Source organism: Enterococcus sp. DIV0755f (assembly GCF_051713725.1).
Lineage (GTDB): Bacteria > Bacillota > Bacilli > Lactobacillales > Enterococcaceae > Enterococcus_D > Enterococcus_D casseliflavus.
Window position 1 is genome coordinate 1903409 of the sequence record NZ_JBIOQL010000001.1, and the last position, 19548, is coordinate 1922956.

The 19548-nt window shown below is 42.1% G+C and carries 21 protein-coding genes; 6 read left to right on the forward strand and 15 right to left on the reverse strand.

Going from position 1 to position 19548, the window contains the following annotated elements:
• Positions 1 to 112 precede the first annotated feature (112 nt).
• Both IGI73_RS08660 and IGI73_RS08665 read right to left on the reverse strand, forming a co-directional pair.
• On the reverse strand, positions 113 to 820 hold the full coding sequence (locus IGI73_RS08660) for a DUF4811 domain-containing protein (protein ID WP_428207240.1): 708 nt from the start codon (positions 818 to 820) through the stop codon (positions 113 to 115).
• Positions 817 to 2295, reverse strand: a complete 1479-nt coding sequence (locus IGI73_RS08665) for an MDR family MFS transporter (protein ID WP_428207239.1) — start codon at positions 2293 to 2295, stop codon at positions 817 to 819. Before IGI73_RS08665 ends, IGI73_RS08660 begins: the two co-directional genes overlap by 4 nt.
• Positions 2296 to 2432: 137 nt before the next feature.
• Here IGI73_RS08665 and IGI73_RS08670 point away from each other — a divergent pair, with 137 nt between their 5' ends.
• The 3 genes from IGI73_RS08670 (at position 2433) to spxB (ending at position 5651) form a co-directional block, all read left to right on the forward strand.
• Positions 2433 to 2918 carry a MerR family transcriptional regulator gene (locus IGI73_RS08670; RefSeq protein ID WP_005230125.1) on the forward strand — a complete coding sequence of 162 codons (486 nt, stop codon included), beginning with the start codon at positions 2433 to 2435 and terminating at the stop codon, positions 2916 to 2918.
• A gap of 179 nt (positions 2919 to 3097) precedes the next feature.
• A complete protein-coding gene (locus IGI73_RS08675) occupies positions 3098 to 3790 on the forward strand; it encodes an N-acetylmannosamine-6-phosphate 2-epimerase (protein WP_115232428.1) in 693 nt (230 codons plus the stop codon).
• Between the two features lie 127 nt (positions 3791 to 3917).
• On the forward strand, positions 3918 to 5651 hold the full coding sequence (gene spxB, locus IGI73_RS08680) for a pyruvate oxidase (RefSeq protein ID WP_428207238.1): 1734 nt from the start codon (positions 3918 to 3920) through the stop codon (positions 5649 to 5651).
• A 78-nt stretch (positions 5652 to 5729) separates the two neighbouring features.
• Here spxB and IGI73_RS08685 read toward each other — a convergent pair whose 3' ends face one another.
• On the reverse strand, positions 5730 to 5858 hold the full coding sequence (locus IGI73_RS08685) for a hypothetical protein (RefSeq protein WP_005236316.1): 129 nt from the start codon (positions 5856 to 5858) through the stop codon (positions 5730 to 5732).
• Between the two features lie 408 nt (positions 5859 to 6266).
• On the opposite strand from IGI73_RS08685, the gene IGI73_RS08690 reads away from it, so the two are divergent.
• Together IGI73_RS08690 and IGI73_RS08695 are read left to right on the forward strand one after the other, a co-directional pair.
• A complete protein-coding gene (locus IGI73_RS08690) occupies positions 6267 to 6812 on the forward strand; it encodes an NfeD family protein (protein ID WP_428207237.1) in 546 nt (181 codons plus the stop codon).
• Positions 6813 to 6837: 25 nt separating this feature from the next.
• Complete coding sequence (locus IGI73_RS08695; RefSeq protein ID WP_428207236.1) at positions 6838 to 8292, forward strand: flotillin family protein; 1455 nt, start codon at positions 6838 to 6840, stop codon at positions 8290 to 8292.
• 78 nt (positions 8293 to 8370) lie between these two features.
• Here the strand turns inward: IGI73_RS08695 and IGI73_RS08700 are convergent, their stop codons facing one another.
• The 3 genes from IGI73_RS08700 to IGI73_RS08710 all read right to left on the reverse strand — a co-directional run bounded on the left by IGI73_RS08700 (position 8371) and on the right by IGI73_RS08710 (position 10695).
• Entirely contained in the window at positions 8371 to 8940 is a 570-nt protein-coding gene (locus tag IGI73_RS08700; protein WP_428207235.1) for a sugar O-acetyltransferase, read from the reverse strand.
• Between the two features lie 22 nt (positions 8941 to 8962).
• Positions 8963 to 9475 carry a cyclophilin-like fold protein gene (locus IGI73_RS08705; protein WP_428207234.1) on the reverse strand — a complete coding sequence of 171 codons (513 nt, stop codon included), beginning with the start codon at positions 9473 to 9475 and terminating at the stop codon, positions 8963 to 8965.
• Between the two features lie 122 nt (positions 9476 to 9597).
• The gene (locus IGI73_RS08710; protein ID WP_428207233.1) at positions 9598 to 10695 is read right to left on the reverse strand and encodes an alpha/beta hydrolase; all 1098 of its coding nucleotides are present in this window, start codon (positions 10693 to 10695) and stop codon (positions 9598 to 9600) included.
• Positions 10696 to 10906: 211 nt separating this feature from the next.
• Here IGI73_RS08710 and IGI73_RS08715 point away from each other — a divergent pair, with 211 nt between their 5' ends.
• Complete coding sequence (locus IGI73_RS08715; RefSeq protein WP_428207232.1) at positions 10907 to 11791, forward strand: LysR family transcriptional regulator; 885 nt, start codon at positions 10907 to 10909, stop codon at positions 11789 to 11791.
• Positions 11792 to 11948: 157 nt separating this feature from the next.
• Here the strand turns inward: IGI73_RS08715 and IGI73_RS08720 are convergent, their stop codons facing one another.
• The 9 genes from IGI73_RS08720 to IGI73_RS08760 form a co-directional block, all read right to left on the reverse strand.
• The gene (locus IGI73_RS08720; RefSeq protein ID WP_428207231.1) at positions 11949 to 12293 is read right to left on the reverse strand and encodes a VOC family protein; all 345 of its coding nucleotides are present in this window, start codon (positions 12291 to 12293) and stop codon (positions 11949 to 11951) included.
• Between the two features lie 316 nt (positions 12294 to 12609).
• On the reverse strand, positions 12610 to 13068 hold the full coding sequence (locus IGI73_RS08725) for a DUF3788 family protein (protein WP_428207230.1): 459 nt from the start codon (positions 13066 to 13068) through the stop codon (positions 12610 to 12612).
• A 48-nt stretch (positions 13069 to 13116) separates the two neighbouring features.
• Entirely contained in the window at positions 13117 to 13581 is a 465-nt protein-coding gene (locus IGI73_RS08730; RefSeq protein WP_428207229.1) for a hypothetical protein, read from the reverse strand.
• A 58-nt stretch (positions 13582 to 13639) separates the two neighbouring features.
• Positions 13640 to 13942: an antibiotic biosynthesis monooxygenase family protein gene (locus tag IGI73_RS08735; protein ID WP_074535245.1), complete on the reverse strand. Its 303-nt coding sequence runs from the start codon at positions 13940 to 13942 to the stop codon at positions 13640 to 13642.
• Between the two features lie 179 nt (positions 13943 to 14121).
• Positions 14122 to 14466 carry a hypothetical protein gene (locus tag IGI73_RS08740; RefSeq protein ID WP_428207228.1) on the reverse strand — a complete coding sequence of 115 codons (345 nt, stop codon included), beginning with the start codon at positions 14464 to 14466 and terminating at the stop codon, positions 14122 to 14124.
• 287 nt (positions 14467 to 14753) lie between these two features.
• Positions 14754 to 15737 (reverse strand): serine hydrolase domain-containing protein, encoded by a 984-nt coding sequence (locus tag IGI73_RS08745; RefSeq protein WP_428207227.1) that lies wholly within the window; start codon positions 15735 to 15737, stop codon positions 14754 to 14756.
• Positions 15738 to 15877: 140 nt separating this feature from the next.
• A complete protein-coding gene (locus IGI73_RS08750; protein WP_428207226.1) occupies positions 15878 to 16429 on the reverse strand; it encodes a CDP-alcohol phosphatidyltransferase family protein in 552 nt (183 codons plus the stop codon).
• 128 nt (positions 16430 to 16557) lie between these two features.
• The gene (locus IGI73_RS08755; RefSeq protein WP_213336471.1) at positions 16558 to 17250 is read right to left on the reverse strand and encodes a M23 family metallopeptidase; all 693 of its coding nucleotides are present in this window, start codon (positions 17248 to 17250) and stop codon (positions 16558 to 16560) included.
• 323 nt (positions 17251 to 17573) lie between these two features.
• Positions 17574 to 19547, reverse strand: a complete 1974-nt coding sequence (locus IGI73_RS08760; protein ID WP_428207225.1) for an FtsX-like permease family protein — start codon at positions 19545 to 19547, stop codon at positions 17574 to 17576.
• Position 19548: the final 1 nt, after the last annotated feature.

The following is a 19548-nucleotide window of genomic DNA, read 5'->3' on the forward strand; positions in this document are numbered from 1 at the left end:
TGTGTGGGATTTTTTTTGGTGGCAGCCGTTTTTCAAAAGTATCACGTTCCATATAAAAAAGGGACAGAAGAATCCGATTTGATTCTTCCCTCCCCTGACTATCTGCTCGTTTTTACTTTTTTGCTTCTTCCAGCAGTTTTGCCATCGCTTCTTTTTGATAAGCTTCTGTCAATTCAGCGATTTTTGCTTTTTGGGCTGCCTCATCCATAGTTGGATCAGCCATTAATGCAGCTTGCATTTTTTCTTGGACATACGCTTGTCCTTGTGTTTTCATGGTGTCCGCTTGTTCTTTCGCTAAAGAAGCCAGTTTTTTTGCTTGATCCACACTCAAGACTTCCCATGAATCTGGCAATGAGAACGTATTGGTACGGCTGACATATTGACCATCGTTATCAGCGATCCCGAACAAGAAGCGTGATAGGTCACTTTTATAAACCCAGCGCGTCGTTTTTGTTTCTAATTGAGCTGAATCAGCCCCTGTTTCCACGACATTGGTCACTTTATCAGTACCGGTTTGTTTGGGTTCCTCTTGATCAGCATCCGTTTTAAACAGGTAGATTTTTTCCGTACCATCTCCTAATGGCTGATACAATAGCAAATCAAAATTCTCGTTATCGGCACTAGAAATCAGTGGGGTTGTTTTAGCAGTCGTTTCTTTTTCCATTCCAAAATGATAGGTCAAATTGGCCATCAATGCGACGACACTTGCCACGAAGACTAGACCTAAGACCAATGATAAACCTGTTTGCAGCTTGTTTTTGGCAAAGACATTCAGTACCGCAAACCCTAACACGCTAAGAACGATCAAAAGCAAGATCATTTGTCCGCACCTCCTTCAAGAACCGTCAATCGTGGTTCTTTTTTCTTTAAGGAGAAGGCGATTAAGAATCCTAAGAAGCTAAAGACCGCTGCCACATAAAAGGCGGCATGGTAGCCAGATAAAGTCGCTTCAATTGCTTTTTCTTTGTATGCCAAAGGCGTTGCATCCAGCAAAGAATCACTTGGCAAGTTGCCCTTGGTGACGTTTGTTAAGACACTGATCAAGATAGCCGTACCAATTGAGCTGGCTACTTGACGGAACGTATTGTTTACCGCGGTACCGTGACTGATCAAATGACCAGGTAAGGCATTCATTCCTGAAGTCGTTACTGGCATCATCACCATTGAGATCCCGAACATCCGAATCCCATAAAGAATGATGATATGCAAAATCGGTGTATCTTTTGTTAAGAAAGCAAATGGTAAGGTTGCGGCAGTCAAGATAAACATCCCGGTGATAGCTAAACGTTTTGCACCATACTTATCAAAGATCGCACCAGTGATCGGCATCATGATCCCCATGGTCAACGCACCTGGCAATAACATCAATCCTGAATGAAACGCTGACTCACCACGAATGTTTTGGATATACAACGGGAGAACCATTTCAGCACCGATCATCGCCATATTCGTAACCCCTGAAAGGATCGACGCCAAAGTAAAGGTCGTTGATTTGAACACGCGCAACTCTAAGAACGGATGCTCAATGTGCAATTGACGCCATGCAAAGAAAGCAATGAAAAAGACACCGGCTGCTAGAAAACCGATTACTTCCATACTGCCCCACCCTTTGTCACCGACGCTTGAAAAGCCATAGAGCAATGTACCAAAACCAAGGGTTGATAAAATCGCTGAGAACAGATCGATTTTCGGATGCGACAATTCAATCACACTCTTCATTAGAAAGAGCGCTAAGACTAAGACTAAAACGACGATCGGAATGACCATTCCGAACAAATAGCGCCAGTCATAATGATCAATGATCCAACCAGATAACGTTGGGCCTAAGGCTGGTGCTAACCCAATAACGATTCCTGACATGCCCATGGCTGAACCGCGTTTTTCTGGTGGGAAGATCGACAACATGATATTTTGCAAAAGCGGCATCGAGATCCCTACACCGGCAGCTTGCACTAAGCGGCCAATCAATAATGTAGAAAAGTTCGGTGCAGCAAAACAAGCGATCGTTCCTGCAAGGAAGATGCTCATTGCCGTTAAGTAAAGACTTCTCGAGCTGAACTTGTTGATCAGCCATGCGGTGATCGGGATCATGATCCCATTGACCAGCAAGAAACCAGTGGTCAGCCATTGAACATCAGATGCTGAGATGTCAAAGGCATCCATCAAAGTTGGAAAAGCCGTTGTTAACAATGTTTGGTTCAAAACAGTACAAAACGTACCGATCAGCAAAACCATGACCAGTAAAGAACGGTTGTAAGGTTTGCCGTAGATATCTAAAGGACGACTCGTTGACATATTTCACACTCTTTTCAGTATATTTTTCATAAAACCTTCTTTACTTTAAATCTTTCCCTAACATTTGTCAACCTACTTGACATAAAAGTAAAACAAGTTACAATATTAACAAATACCTTTACAAGAATGGAGTCCGTATGTCTCATCTTTTTCGAAAACTCGTTGATAATGAAAACTTGTTGGTCGGCATCAGCGAACTTAGCCAAATGTGTGATATCTCCCCTCGCCAATTGCGTTATTGGGAACAAAAAGGATTTATTCAATCGGTCCCACAAGAAGAAAATGCCCCACGAAAATACCGACTGCCCACGGTCGTCAAAGTGGAAATGATCAAAACGTTTTTAGATGAAGGCTTTACGTTGGCCAAGGCTGTTGAAAAAGCGGACAAAAAAATCAAGACCGCCCATCATATTCGCAAAGTGTTTTCTGGGGTTCTACAAAATTTAGAAGTCATCAATGAACGCTTTACGATCATCAGTCTGGGACCAGTAGATGACGAAGGAAAAATCCTCCATATCATTCACGATGAAGAAACAGAACGATTGCAATACGAAGTGCTGCCTGCTAATCAAACGATCGATTTTGAAAAGTTCAAGCAATGCACGTCAAAACAAGCAGAATAAAAAATCTGCCTAGCCTATTCGTTACGTGCAGCAAGTATCCATGACAGTGATGCTTGCTGCATTTTTTTGAATGTCTTGTCTTTGATTCAAAGAGGTGTTGATTCATTTACAAGCAAAAAACCTCATGATATAGTCGAAGGGAGAAACGAACCTTTAGTAGAATGGGAAGTGTCATATAAATGGAAAAAGAAGTCTTTACCCAACAAATCAAGGGCGGGTTGATTGTTTCTTGTCAAGCATTGCCTGGAGAACCCTTATATACCGAAAACGGCGGTGTCATGCCCCTATTGGCAAAAGCAGCTCAAGAAGCTGGAGCTGTTGGCATCCGTGCCAATTCCGTTCGCGATATTCGCGAAATCCAAGCCGCTGTTGATCTGCCGATCATCGGAATCATCAAAAAAGACTATCCACCTGAAGAACCATTTATCACAGCGACCATCAAAGAGGTGCACGAATTAGCAGCTTTACAGATTGCGGTGATCGCTTTGGACTGCACCTTGCGCAAACGTCACGATGGCTTGACGGTCAATGCCTTTATCAAACAAATCAAAACTCTTTATCCCCATCAACTACTCATGGCAGATATCGCCACCTATGAGGAAGGCATCAATGCCTTTGAAGCGGGCGTCGATTTTGTTGGTACAACTTTGTCCGGCTATACGGCGAATAGTCCCACCAATGACGAACCAGATTATCAATTGATCCAGCAATTGGTTGCGGCAAAGGTTCCAGTGATAGCCGAAGGCAAGATCCACACCCCGAAACAAGCAAAGAAAATCCAAGATATGGGTGTGACAGGTATCGTGGTTGGTGGTGCCATCACCCGACCCAAAGAGATCGCCAGCCGATTCGTGCAAGAGCTGCGCAACTGAGTCGTTCATTTCCTAAAATAAGTCTTTCACTGCGCCTTGTGACAGAAGGCGCATTCTTTGTTGTCTTTTTGAGAAACGTTTATACTTAAAAGAGAACGAATGACAACAGAGAAAGCGAGTGAAGAAAATGACAAAAATCAATGCTGGTACAGCAATGATCAAGGTTTTTGAAGCTTGGGGCATCGACCATATCTATGGAATCCCCGGTGGCTCTTTCAACTCAACGATGGATGCTTTGTACCATGAACGGCAATCGGTCAAGTATATTCAAGTACGTCATGAAGAAGCAGGTGCGCTGGCAGCAGCGGCTGATGCCAAGCTAACGGGAAAAGTCGGTGCGGTTTTTGGTTCTGCTGGTCCGGGTGCCACCCATTTGATCAATGGCTTATATGATGCTCAAATGGATAACGTGCCCGTCGTTGCCTTGTTAGGACAAGTAGCTTCGAGCTCGATGAACTACAATGATTTTCAAGAAATGAATGAAAATCCGATGTTCGCTGATGTCAGTATCTACAATCGCACGGTCATGTCCCCTGAAAGTTTGCCCCACGTGGTGGACGAAGCCATTAAAGCAGCCTACAAATTTAAAGGAGTCGCTGTGGTAACGATCCCGGTCGATTACGGGTCTGCAGAAATCGACGAACAGGAGATTGCAACCGCAAAAAATCATAAGACAGGTGTTCTCCAGCCTGATGAAGAGGATTTACAGGCTGCCCTTCCTTATTTTGAACAAGCAAAAAAACCCGTCCTTTATATCGGACAAGGTCTCTTTGGTCATTTTGATGCCATCGATGCTTTTTCTAAGCATTTCTCGATGCCTATCGCAGCTTCTGTCTTAGCCAAAGGCATCGTGCCTGATCTTTATGAAAACTTTCTTGGATTTGCTGGACGGGTTGCGACAAAACCTGCCAATGAAGCTTTGGCAGAAGCCGATCTCATCGTTTTTGTCGGCAGTGACTTCCCTTTTGGCCGTCGCTTTTTCAATCCTGGTGCCAACTTTGTCCAAGTTGATATCGACGCCTCGAAATTTGGTCGTCGTCATCAGACGGATGTCTCCGTTTTAGGAGATGGTGCGACCGCTCTTAGAAAATGGACAGAGATGGCAGCCCCTCGTCCTGCAGATGCTTGGTTAAAAGCCAATCAAGAAAACTGTCGCAATTGGCATGAATGGCGCCATCGTTTTTACCATGATTCGCAAGTTCCTTTGCGTCCTGAACCTGTCTATCGAGAAATCAACCGGATTGCTGCTCCTGATGCCCTGTTTGTCACGGATGTCGGTAATGTGACGATCCATAGTATCCGTCATTTAGAAATGACGGGTGAACAGCGTTTCACAACGTCTGGCTGGTTTGCGACAATGGGCAATGGTGTACCTGGTGGGATCGCAGCTCAATTGAGCTATCCGAATCGCCAAGTATTTACCTTTAGTGGGGATGGCGGTTTTGCGATGCAAATGCAAGACATCATCACCCAAGTGAAATATGATTTGCCAATCATCAACGTGGTCTTTTCCAATGACTCATTCGGCTTCATCGAAGCGGAGCAAGAAGATACCGAGCAAACCAAGTTCGGTGTCCAATTAGCCGGTGCTGATTTTGGTAAAGTTGGGGAAGCATTGGGTGCGAAAGGCTTCACGGTAACGAAGGAAGAAGAATTAGCATCCGTCTTTACACAAGCTAAAGAAATCAACGGACCTGTGGTGATCGATGTCAAGATCGCTAACGAACGACCTCTTCCTGTCGAAGAACTGAAACTTGATCCGAACCGCTTCAGCGCTGAAGAAATCGCAGCTTTTAAAGCAAAATACCAAGTTCATGATCTGCCAGCTTTGAGTGAGTTGTACGTGGATTCTCAAGAGTAAATAAAAAAGAGAGAAAGACAGAAATCCTGTCCTTCTCTCTTTTTTTCATCAACCATTTCATGTTTCTAATGCATCGCCTTACTTATTATAAATTTTCGGGCCTTTACGCATGTTTTTTCGATCGTTTTTTGGGGATTCCATTTTTTTTGAACGGCCGCCGCCTTGTTTTTTCTTGATTAGTTCTAACATTTTTTCTTTTTGATCCATCGATTCCACCTCTATTTCTTAGCAATACTGTCGGTTGAAAAGAAGTGTTCCTGACTTCTTTTATGTTTGCGAACAACTACCTTCGATCTATGGTAATAGAAAATAAAAGCTGCCTCTTACGATTCAAATCATCTGCAGCTAATTTTGCCTTTTTCTAGTACCCTGATTTAATCTACTTGGATTTTCCTGGTTTGTCAATGGCTGATGAAAAAAAGCTGATTTTTGATCGGCTCTTTCAAAAAAATAAACCTCCCTTTGTTGTACTATTTGTTCAATTTTACTATTTTATTTAAGTTTTTTTATTATTTATTGGTATAATTATAACAGAACACCTATTCCGTTCTTTTCCTTCCCTCGTTCTTCTTTCGATTGTTTCTTAGCTTTCATTGTTCTTACAAATCACTCTATTTGAAAGGAGGTGGATACGTGCTGCACACTTATGCACCTGATCAGATTTATTTGTATGTATTGATTGGCTGTGCCATTTTAGCCTTTTTGCTGTTTCTGTTTGGCGATATATTCGATTTTGATGGTCCAATTGATCCGATGTTGATCATCCCCTGGTTTGCCTTTACGAGTCTTTTCGGTTACTTAGGGGAAACTATTTTCCCAGGCTATTCGATGATGCTTTTCATTGGTAGCGCTTGTCTTTCTACAGGGCTCGTTTTTCTCTTGAATTTTTACGTGCTGATTCCCATGAGGAATGCTGAAGCGACGCTTTCGAGTTCCGAGAAAGACTTTGAAGGTCGAATCGCAACGGTGCTGACGCCGATTCCTTGTGAAGGAATGGGTGAAATTCAACTCACAAGTGTCACTGGTTCAAGTAATCGTCCAGCCTCGGCTTTTCAACCTATCGATGAACCATTAGCAGCAGGATCAAAAGTGTTGATTATTGAAGTCAAAGAGCGTATTTGCTACGTCGTTCCCTATACAGAAAAATTTTTGGACAACTAAAATAAATCACTAAAGAGGTGCATCTATGGATATTTTCTTATCACCAATTGTCTTTCCGATCGCAATCGTGGCGTTCATTTTACTGATGCTTTTGATCATCTTTGTCACGAAATATCAAACAGCCAAGCCCGATGAAGCGTTGATTATCAGCGGAAGTTACCTTGGCAACAAAAATGTTCATGCGGATGAGAGCAATAACAAAATCAAAATCGTGCGTGGTGGCGGAGCCTTTGTTTTGCCAGTGTTCCAACGATCAAACCGAATCAGCTTACTTTCCAGCAAGCTGGATGTTTCAACACCAGAAGTGTATACGGAACAAGGAGTTCCCGTTATGTGTGATGGAACTTCCATTATCAAGATCGGCTCATCCGTAGAAGAAATCGCAACGGCAGCGGAACAGTTTCTAGGAAAAACCCGTGAAGAATTAGAAAATGAGGCACGAGAAGTCTTGGAAGGTCACCTGCGTTCGATCCTTGGTTCGATGACCGTCGAAGAAATCTATCAAAATCGCGACAAATTCAGCCAAAGCGTGCAAGAAGTGGCCTCTGTCGATCTAGCGAAAATGGGCTTGATCATTGTCTCCTTTACGATCAAAGAAGTACGAGACAAAAATGGCTATTTAGATTCTCTTGGAAAACCTAGAATCGCTCAAGTCAAACGGGATGCTGAAATTGCAGAAGCCGAAGCGCTGAAAGAAACCCGCATCAAAAAAGCCCAATCGGAACAAGAATCACAAACAGCGGAATCAAAACGCATGACCGAAATCGCTGAAGCATTAAAGGAAAAAGAATTGAAGTTGGCGCTTTATAAGAAAGAACAAGACATCGCCAAAGCCGATGCCGATCAAGCCTATCATCTGCAAAGTGCCATCATGAAACAAAAAGTTCGAGAACAAGAGATTGAAGTCGAAGTCGTTGAACGACAAAAACAAATCGAATTGGAAGAAAAAGAAATCTTGCGTCGTGAACGCCAATTTGATTCTGAGATCAAGAAAAAAGCCGATGCCGATCGTTATGCGCTTGAACAAGAAGCATTAGCGAAAAAAGCGTCTGCGTTAGCAACCACTGAAGCTGAGCAGTTTCGAACAGAGTCGTTGGCAAAAGCTGAAGCCGATAAGATTCGTCTGATTGGTTTGGCAGAAGCCGAGACGACCTTGGCGAAAGGAACGGCGGAAACTGAAACGAAGGAAAAAATCGCTGAAGCCTTCAAGAAATATGATGAAGCAGCGATCCTTAGCATGATCGTTGAGATCATGCCGCAATTAGTCAAAGAGGCTGCCGCCCCATTAGGCAATATCGATAAAATTTCGGTCGTTGATACAGGATCAGGTGAAGGCGGCGGTGCCAATCGTGTCACCAATTACGCCACCAATCTCTTATCGACCACACAAGAAACTTTGAAAGAAACCCTTGGTCTTGATGTGAAATCGTTGATCGAAAACTTCGCCGGTTCCAATACGAGCGAGCCGCCTCAAGAATAAGAAAACTGCTGTTCGTCTTCATCGCTTCAAAAGCGACAAGGCGAACAGCAGTTTTTTTCTTACTCATTGCTATTGTGCTTACTCAGTGACCTCTTTGACATAGTTTGCAGGTACACCAGCCACGATCGTGCGCTCAGCGACATCTTTGGTCACCACTGCCCCAGCAGCAATGATCGCATGGTCACCGATGTTCACACCAGCAACGATCGTTGCATTTGAGCCAATCCAGACATTCTTCCCAATCGTAATGGGTGCTGGATAAAGCGTGCTACGATCTTCAGGGTGAAGGCCATGATTCAAGGTAGCTAGAACAACGTTATGCCCTATTAGGGTATCATCACCGATCGTGATCCCTCCTTGGTCTTGAAAATGACAACCGGCGTTAAGAAACACCCCTTTGCCAATGCGGATGTTTTTGCCGTAATCTGTATAAAAAGGCGGAAAAAGCGAAAATGTCGGTTCAACTGCTTTCCCAGTCAATTGGGCAAAAAGTTCTTGTAATTCATGAGGTTCATGATAAGCCGTATTGATTTTCATGGTCAATTTTCTCGCCTCAGCACTCAAAGCCACCATTTGTTTTGAAGCTTGCGAACCGGCAAGTAAGGGTTCACCACTTGCCATAAGTTTGTTTAATTGATCGATCGTCATTTGTTTTTCTCCTAATCATTCGTTACTCACGAGTATTTTTTAGCGAAAAGACAACCTCCACGTCTTCTCCCCCCAACGCTTCCCTTAATCCTGCTGGATCTTCAATAACGCCGATACGACTATAGCCACTATAAGAATTGGTAAAGGTCTGATAAAACAGCACCAACGTATGACTATTCCAGCTCATGATTTCTCCTGCGTGAATGATCTCCGGCCGTTCTGTAGTCATTTCTGGCAAATTCTCAGAAAAACGATAATATTTCTCGTTATTGTTCAAGTCACTCATTGGCAACGTGAAGGGCATTTGATTCATTAGGTATTCAGACGCCTCATTTTCATAAAACTTCGCTATAAAATCCTGTTGACCAACCGTAATGACCACAGCTGTTGCTGATTCAATCGTCGGTTGATCATGATCCTGACTTGCCTCAGAGGAAGTTTCGCTGGCAGACAGCGCATGCCTCTCCTCTGTTCCACTTGTCCCACAGGCACTTAGTAGGAACAGCAAGACAGCAGGGATGAGTTTTATCAACATGGCTTCGCTCCTTTCTGCTGATGATTCGATGTAGCGGCGGGCAACGGAATGCTTATTTTCTAAAACACGACTGCTCAGCAGAAGATATGGGACTGAACAGTCGTGCAGCTGGTTGTTGCTGTTTAATTCAAATGCTCTTGGAAGAATTCGGTCATTTGGCCAAAAGGAATCACCTCTATTTGATCGTATAGATCAACATGCGAAGCATTAGGAATGACAGTCAGCTCTTTGTTATCGCCTTGTAATTGCTCAAAGGCGTCTTGACTGAAATAAAGTGAGTGGGCTTCTTCTCCATGAAGCAATAAAACGGCGCTTTGGATCTCATCAATGTAAGACAAAAGTGGCATATTCAAGAATGACAGCGAAGACGTGACATTCCAACCATCATTAGAGTTCAAGGAACGTTCGTGGTAGCCTCGTTCTGTTTTGTAATAATCAAAATAATCCTGCATAAAGACCGGCGCATCTTCTGGCAGTGTATCTGGTACCCCACCTGCTCGTTCGTAGCTGCCATTGGCAAAATCAACTGTACGTTGGGCGTTTAGCTGCTGGCGCAATTCATGGCGTCCTTCAGCCCCCATTTCATCAAAATACCCTTGAGCATTGACTCTCGACATGTCATACATGGTGGCAGAAACAGTCGCTTTCACACGGGTATCGATAGCTGCGGCATTCAAAGCTAGACCACCCCAGCCACAAATCCCGATCAAACCGATTCTTTCTTCATCTACGTTTTCTTGGACAGATAGAAAATCGACGGCTGCTTGAAAATCTTCTGTATTAATGTCTGGGGAAGCCACATAGCGTGGTTCGCCACCGCTTTCACCTGTATAGGACGGATCAAAAGCGATCGTAACAAAACCACGCTCTGCCATCGTTTGCGCATATAGACCAGATGTCTGCTCTTTGACTGCTCCAAAAGGTCCGCTAACGGCGATTGCTGGAAGTGGTCCTTGCGCATCAATTGGTTCATAAAGATCCGCAACTAAAGTGATCCCGTAACGATTCTGGAAAGTCACTTTTCGGTGATTCACCGTGTCACTTTCTGGGAAAACTTTATCCCATTCATCTGTCAATGAAACATTTTCTGTCATCGTTTCTCCTCCTGAGCTGGCTTGCGGCTCTTCATTCGTCTCCTCATTATTGCTGCTACAAGCACCTAAAACCAACGGTGCCAGCACAACTAAAGACACAAGGGCCTTCTTTTGCCAGTTTTTCATTTCATTCGCCTTCTTTCTCGGTCAACTATCCTGTACCTTAGGGCGATTCTCCAATGTTTCTCAAATGATCAAGGTCTGGATGATCGTTTTTTCTTGATCGCTTGAGCTATTTTTGGATAAACCTATTGTACTTGCCGCATCTTTCTATGTAAAATACTAATATTAAATACCTAACTATTCATATATAGCATAGAAAAAGGAGTATAGACCTATGGAATTAAAAAGTTTAACCACGTTTCTAGCAGTTGCAGAAAAAGAAACGATTTCAGCTGCCGCAAAACATCTGCATCTCTCGCAACCATCCCTGTCACGACAGTTAATGGAGTTAGAAAAAGAATTAGGTGTCACGCTGTTCACCAGAGGCAATCGCAAAATTACGCTGACGGAAGATGGCCTCTTGTTTCGTAAGCGGGCGGAAGAAATTGTAGAATTGTTAGAAAAGACCCGTTCTGAATTTTTGTCGCCTCGAGATACGATTACCGGTAACGTGTCGATCGGTGCTGGAGAAACCTACGTGATCCAGCTGTTGGGAAAAATCATCAAGGAGATTCAAGTTGAGTACCCTAACGTCAAATTTCATTTATTTAGCGGCAATGCTGACGAGGTCAAAGAACGGTTGGACAAAGGATTGTTGGATTTTGGCGTCGTGATCAGCCCCGTCGACGTCAAAAAATACCATTCCTTGCGCTTACCTGCCAGAGACACCTGGGGCGTCTTGATGCGAAAAGACAGTCCCCTTGCTAGTAACGAAGTCATCACACCAAAGGATCTCTGGGAGGTTCCCTTGATTACTTCACGACAAAGTCTGGTCAGCAGTGAGCTTTCTAAATGGTTAAAAAAAGACATGAACAACTTGACTGTCGTTGCCACGTATAATCTCGTGTACAATGCGTCAAAGTTGGTTGAAGAAGGCGTCGGCTATGCATTGACCCTCGACAAATTAATCAACTTCACCCCTGACAGTCCTTTATGCTTTAGAAAATTGAGTCCCACTCTTGAATCAGATCTTGCAGTCATTTGGAAGAACACCCAAGTTTTTTCAAAAGCCTCTGGATTTTTCTTGGAGCGGATGAAGGAACGCTTTATAGAGGAATGATTTCAAATAAAAAAAGATTTATCTCAAAACAATTATGAGATAAATCTTTCTTTACGTTTTTTTCTGATTCTTTTTGAATGTGAACTCTTTAGACACCGCCATCCTCCAAGCTTAGCAAATTTCCTTCTGGATCGCGGAAATAGGCAATATGAAAAGCTTAGTCCCCTTCCCCCAAAATGGTTTTACTCACTTCAAACACTACACCAGCATTGTTCATTCTCGTATAATCTTCTTCAAAATCCGTGGTGTGAAACGTTGCCGAAAGCGTATCAGATGAAATCCGATTATCCGAAATCGGATAGCCCTCCATTTGATCGATCACGGCATCCACTTGGAACATACCAAAAAAAGGCGCCTCCTCTTTCTTCGATGCAAAGCTTGTATAAGGACCTGACTCATCGCCATAAGTTGGTACCAAACCAACTTTTTCCGTATAAAAATGATAACACTTCTGATAGTCTCCTTTGACTTGAACGCAAGCTGTGATTCGTTGAATAGTCATTTGTCTTTTCTCCTTTTCCAATGTGTCTTCCATCAATTCAAAAGTAATTAAAGCATATTTTACCCATAATAGCATATTTAGCGAGTAAAATTTGTTTCATTGTGAATTTTATTCGATAATCTAATCAAAATTAGCGTTGGTTTTCCCAAGAGTTACTTATATTAAAACCCAATCAGAGGAAAGGCGATAAACTTAGAGTCTTCTGATTGACTTTTACTTTTCTTAACCTAAAAAATGGGTAAACTATAACGAAGATTCCTTTTTGATAGATGTAATAAAATCAGACTATCCAAGTTAAATAAATCATACTCTTACTTTATTTACTTTTTTTGAACACGATCAATTCGGTGATATCTTCAAAGACTGATGGATTAGCGACATCAAAAATCACAGAAAAAAACTTCATTTTCGTGCCATTAGTTGGCGCCTTAAGAATGGTTTCCTTTGTCTCATCGCTGACTGGTAAAGACAATAACTGTGTTCGGACTTTCTCGCTAAAGTGAAAGGAGACTTTGAAGAAGTCCTCCCACATCGAGAGCCAAAAAATTGGTTTCACTTTATTCGTTCCACGAGTCGTTGTCCATTTGTATTCGCCTTTGGACAACCACGCTTTTCCATCTTGGTAATAGCGCCAATCCATAAGAGAGATGCCCTCGTTTTCAAGGGTTTCGATAAAACGTTGATAAATGACATATCCTTCACCCAAAGATTCTGCAATCAGCTGCTCTGTTGGTTTCACGTTTTTGTCTCGAAACAATTGCTTTTTGCCTTCCATCCTTCCACTCAACTCCTTTGCGCTTCGTTTTTTAAGGTTTTCGCTACGTTACAATTTGATTTTGTTGATATCATCTGTGATGACCCAATCATCCATATTTTTTTCACGATTGTACTGAAATGGTGTTATTTCTTCTAATTCAGCGATTTCATAGACCGCTAGATACTTTTTCCCTGCCCAACGATCGACTTGTTTTTTCGATAAATTCAACTCTTTTTCATAGCGTTTTACAAAATCTATGGATTCTTCTTTCGTCATCTTTTCAGATTCAATCACGTTGGCAATGATGCCCCGATGAGTGATGGTCAAATCGCCGCCAGTCTCCACAAAATACACAAGATCGTTGATTTTGGCTCTTCCTCCTAAAGGTGATTTTCTGCCGGCTGCCCCCCGAATGATCATTGTTTTGTCACCGTGAATCAGTTTCTCAAGCTCTTTGGCTTCCTTATTTAAATAGACCAAATGTTCTGCCCGACCGACTTTTCCTTGATACCATTCTGCTGGTTTTGTCATAAGAAGTTCCTCTTTTCATATGAATTGTTTTTTGAGCTGTTCATTCCATAGTGGCTAGTTATTGGAACGTTTTTTTAATGGTGTATAGGTGAGAGGTGCAACTGTTTAGATTGATGAATGAATAAAACTTTTGTGCAAAGGCATTAGGCGTGCCGCATCGGGCAAATGTTTCCGCATCTTCTTTCGTTTCGAACTTGGTGATGTCCGCCCAAGTTTCTCCATCTACGAATAATTCAAAAGAAAGGTATCCTCTTTGTTTGGAAATGTATTCTCGGTTTAATTGTTCAACGACACGAACAAATTCCGCTGTTGAAACGCCTTTTTTTAATTTGTACGAATTATGAAAAGCAACCTGTGCCATCGGGGCTTCCTCCTTTTAGATTCCATCAAGTAATAGAGCGTTTAAAAAAAACTAACAGTTCTCCATTCAACCGTTCAAATGACTTTTTTAACGTCCGTTGTATTTCTACCCTGTCCTTTCTTAACAGTTGCAACAAAAAGTCCGTTCAGCAGGAGAGCATTTGGTACTAAAGCGAGCACTCAAGAACTTCCCCCCAATAGTTTGTCGTGGGGAACGATCAAACATTTCTCCATTGCTTTCCAGTAACTTTCATACAACTTTTTTTGAGCTTTGCCATAATTTTCTTCGCTATCAAACTCCCAATAGTGAGCATATTTCACACATTTTATGACTCTCGTCAATGGATCTGGCAGGCGACCTTCCTTGATGGTCCTCATTTCTTTGATGTAATGGGTTCGTTTCATTAATCGAAAGAACAAAGCCCCCTCCATGGCCTTCATTGCCTCTGTTGCTTCTTGCTTGACTGCTTCAAAGGTCTCAACACTACTGGGTTTCACTTGATAGATACTGATTTCTGAAAACACCCCGACCGCTCCTTTCACTTGTGATTTTCTTCTCAATTATAGTATACCAAGTTTACGTCGTTGATAGTTTGGTCATTTTATTCATTTCTCATTTATCTTCCGTTTATTATTGATTTAGCCTCCTACCTGCGGGATCAAATTGCTAAATTATAATTTCATAAAAGGCTAGCAGCCGAGCTTTATCAGTAGGTCACCTGCCTGCCATAGTCACAAAAGGGATCATTAAGCTTTCGCCTACAAAAAAAGCAATCAACTTTTGACAGCAGACTGCTTTTTCTTAACGCTCATTAGTGCAAAAGGAACGGTTTTAGCTCTGTCTCGATAAAGTCGATGCGATCAAAGACAGTTGGCTTAAAATACGCCGTAATGGCGATAACAGTCTCTGATTCGGGATCAATATAAAGGACATTTCCACTATTGCCGATGGCGGCATAGGTGCTTTTCTCAGCATCCAAGATCCACCATAAATACCCATAACTCATATTTTGAAATTTCTCTATGTTTGTCTCTAGCGGATTGACCATTTCAGTGAGCCATTGTGAAGAAATCACTTGTTGTCCTTGATGGATGCCTTGGTTCAAGCATAGCTCACCGATTTTGGCTAAATCTTTTGCTGAAAGACAAAGCCCGTAACCTGCAGTGCCAATATTTAAAGGATCGCAAAACCAAACCGGTTTTTTTGGTGCCTTGCTCATCGTAAAGTGCTTATGCTCTTGTGCCGTTTCCGCATAATAATTGGTCAGTTCGGCTACACCAAGAGGTCGAAATAAATAATGGTTCGCATAATCAACGGTCGTCATTCCAGAAGCTTTCGCTAACAAACCAGTGAGGATCTGCAGACAAACGGTTTGATAATTGAATTCATTTGTCACCCCTTTTCTTCCTCCCAATAAGTCAAGCGAGGCGCTGGTCCAGTCGTCACTCGAACAAACCTTTGTCCATGGATCACCTTTGCATTTATACGGGGCTCGCATCGTTAATAGGTGTTTGATCGTAATATCCTGAATCGTTTTTTCGCCCCGTTTTACTTGATAGTCTGGAAAATAATCGAGGACTTTGTCATTGACACTCCTGATGAGGCCTTGATCGATCGCTATCCCAACTAGTAGAGAAACGATACTTTTCGTAGCGGACATAAGGTGGCAAGTATCCTCTGGCTTATACTCATGCCATTCATCCGAGTAAACTTCCTTTCCATTTTGGTAGGCAGCAATTTGGCAAATATTAGGCTGGTTTTTACTGATACATGCATGCAGTTCTTGTCTATTCATTTGTGAAGCCTCCCTTCAAAGATAAGCATAATACCATTAAAAATTGTTTTCAATGTTATTTTTAAAATTGTTTTTGAAGGGTCTTTTAAAAGACTATTAGCGATGAATACGCAAAAAAGGCCCTCAATGATAGAGGCGCCTTACTTAAAACTTACGAATATCGATTTTTGATTTCTATCCAGATTTTTTGAGAGGATCGTTATCAGCAATTCTTCTATTGCGGAAACAGTGGCGATGGTCCCCAAAATCAAGACAACAATTTTTGCATGACTCACCATGAGCAGCAATGGGTAAATACCTAAAAGAAAACCGACTGCTTTGTTGAGCCATGTATGCAGACTACTAAAAGACCGATATTTTACATAGCCAATCAGATAACTGACAAAACGAATCATAGCAATCACTATTAGCCAGACCCAAAGCGTATGTGCCGCCAACAGCTGTGGTAGAAAAGAAAGAAAAACTGCGAGAAAAAAGCTTACATCTGCGAAACTATCTAGTAAGGCACCCACCTCACTCGTAAGATTCATCCTTCTTGCAAGCAGCCCATCGACGAGGTCGCTTAAAAAACAATAGGAATAGAGCAGCCAAAACCAGCCAGACATTGGCTGAAGGAATAGTATAAGTGGTGCGAGAATCAGTCGAGAAGTGGTAAGGATATTGGGTAAATGATTCATTTGTTCTCCCTGCATTTCATTTTCTTCACAAATTTTGAAAACCTAAGATTATTTCACGTACTTAAAAGTAGTCCAAAGACTTTTAAACGTTTTTTCTTTTGAGCATCCTACAAGCCCTGATCCGAATGTTTCAAATCTGGTCCTTAGTCTTCCTTCAACAATCGTATCCGATCCGTACTTCCTGGTATCCGATTCTGCACCTTTGTCCATCTCCCTGCTTGGTACACTTCATATTCTTCAAAGCGGCAAGGAAGACCTTTTGCATGGGCGATATCACTTGTGTCCATCACTTGAAAATGCAGATGAGGCGAAGTCGAATTTCCTGAATGGCCGACGTTTCCGATCACCATCCCTTTGGTGATGTTTTGTCCTACGGAAACAGTGACAGATCCTTTTTGCAGATGGACAAATGCCATATAAACGCCCTCAGAAGCTTTTATCACAATGTAGTTGCCAGCTATTTGTTGATAATCATCTTTGTGTTCATTAAAAAACAAACCATTTTTTACAGCGATCGAAAAGTCTCTGATCCAGTGAACGATTTTCCGTTCCCGATAGCCATCTCTTGCAACAATTACTTCGCCATCACAAGGTGCATAGATTTTTTCGCCCCAACAATAACAGCTCTCCAGCGGAACCCCTAAGAAGAAATAGCGCAGAAAGCTTCGATTATGAAAAGCTTTGGTTTTCCCCTCAAAATTAACTTGTAAAAAATCAAAGGCATAACGCAACCCCATTCGATCGGTACCATGGCTAGGAATCTTCTCGGCTGGTGTAGTCGGCGCAAGCCACTCACCTCTTAAGGGGAATCCAATGGTTATCGGCTGCTCTTTCATAAGGCTTTCTCCTTTTTGGATCACATGATCTCTTTTATTTTGAAATGACTATCAATCGCGCGGCACTCTATACCCGTGATTTACTCCTTTTCACTATAGGTCACCTAAGGCTTTTTTTCAACTCTAAAAAAGTGGGCTAGCGGGCGTGCCTATCAAAAAAACACCTCAATCATGTAGTGATTCCAAACTGTTAGACCAAAAATTCTAACTTCTGAGCGTCGCTTCATGGATGAGATGTTCTTACATTTTATTTTTTTGTAGCTCTTGGCGGTGACGACTAATCCATCTAGCTATCGTCTGACAAAATAACATTTGTCCCCCCGCTACTGTTTGCGCTCCACCAATCGATAGTAGACTCTTGCGGTGATGAAATACACCAGTAGATAAATCATTGTAAACAATAGGACAGAAATAATCGTTACCGTGATCAATAAGTTACGATCCGTCAGACCAAAAAGAATCAGTAATTTTCGAATCATTGGTAAAGCAAACGCCAAATGGATGATCGCTGCCACCAAAGGAAATGAGAAGATCATCAAAACTTGCTGCTGGATCACTTGCTTGACTTCCTTATGGCTTAACCCAACTTTTTGCAAGATCTCGAAACGTTCTTTGTCCTCCATCCCTTCGGAAACTTGTTTATAATAAATGATCAATGCAGCAGCTAAAATAAAGATCACACCAAAAATCAAGCCTAAGAAGAAGAAGCCGCCGGTAAAGGTTTTTGTCTCAACTTCAAAAAGATCTTTTGATTCAACGCTCGCATGAGCATCTGCTGCCAGAAGTTCGCTGCGAATCTCTTTTGCGATGGCTTCGCGATCGCTTGCTTCTTCTGTTTGAAAATTAAAGACTGTTGTTGTCACTGGTTGCTGGTAAAGTTGAAACTCTTCGTTTTGATACCAAGAGCTTAGCTTTTCGGCAAGCCACTGATCATCCGCCACGAGAACAAGATGCTGAACGGGGTTTTCTACTTTCGTGAATGTTGGCAGTTCTTTCAATTCCCGCAAGCGAAATTGACGATCATCGATCGTCGTCTTTTCTGGTAACGCTTGATGCGTCCAGGTGGCAGGAAAAACGAATAATTCGTCGTCAGCGGGTCCTGTTTTCCCGGTGATTTCATGGTATTCAGAACTGGTAAGAAAAATAAGATACACGGCTTTATCTAAACTACCGCTATTTTCTTCAAAAGTGGTTGAGGGAACAAAATTTGGTTCCTCAAAGGTAAAAAGCAACGGTCTTGTTGTAGTGACTTGCTGGCGCTCTTTGATCGTTAGCTTCTCTTCAAGTCCATTAATTGCTGTGTTGATTTGCTGGGAATCAGCCGCTGACTCAATTTGAACATCGTAAGGAAAACGGGTTTCGATCACATTCTTTTGTCCAAAATAAAGACTGGCGGTCGTAGCAACGGTCACTAACACCATTGTTGATAAAATACAAATACTTGCTAAACCAGCCGCATTTTGCTTCATCCGATACAACATGGTAGAGACATTGATAAAATGAGTCGTTTGATAATAATAGGTCGTTCGTTTTCTTAAAAACTGCAATGCTTTGATACTGCCCGCAATAAACAACAAATAGGTAGCCAAGATTACGAGGACGACGGCGACAAAGAACAGGCCTAATGCACTGATAGGAGACTTGATCGTCACAGAGATCGTATAGCCCGCCACTAAACAAAGGACACCTAATAGTGCCAAAATACCTTTTGCTCGTGGTTCTTTTTCATTTCGCTTGCTTCCCTGCAGTAATTGAAGTGGATTGGTTTTGCGTACTTGCAGTATGTCAAATAAAAATAAACAACCAAAGACGAACATAAAATACAGGATCACCAAGCCAATACTCTCAAATGACAGTTTGAAGACAAAGAACTCGCCTACGGCTAAGATTTTCTTCAGTATCAAAAATCCTAATCGTGCAAACAATAAGCCACTGATCAGTCCGGCGGCAAGGCTAATGAGAAAACTGTAAAAGAGTTCCCAAAAGACCACGAAGGCTATCTCACGTTTTCCTAGTCCTAAAACATTGTAGAGACCAAATTCTTTTTTTCGCTGCTTGATCAAAAAGTTATTGGTGTAAAAGGAAAAGATCGCCGCAAAAATCATGAGGATGATATTTCCTAAACGAAACATGAAGATGGCGCTTTGACTACTAGGAAGTTCCTTCATTCCTGGATTGTTCACGATGATTTGCGTCATCATCAAAACAGCCACCAAGAAACTCATAGATAATAAAAAGGGTGTGTAAGCTTTGGCATTTTTACGCAAATTGGAGAAGGCGATTTTTTGAAAGAACATT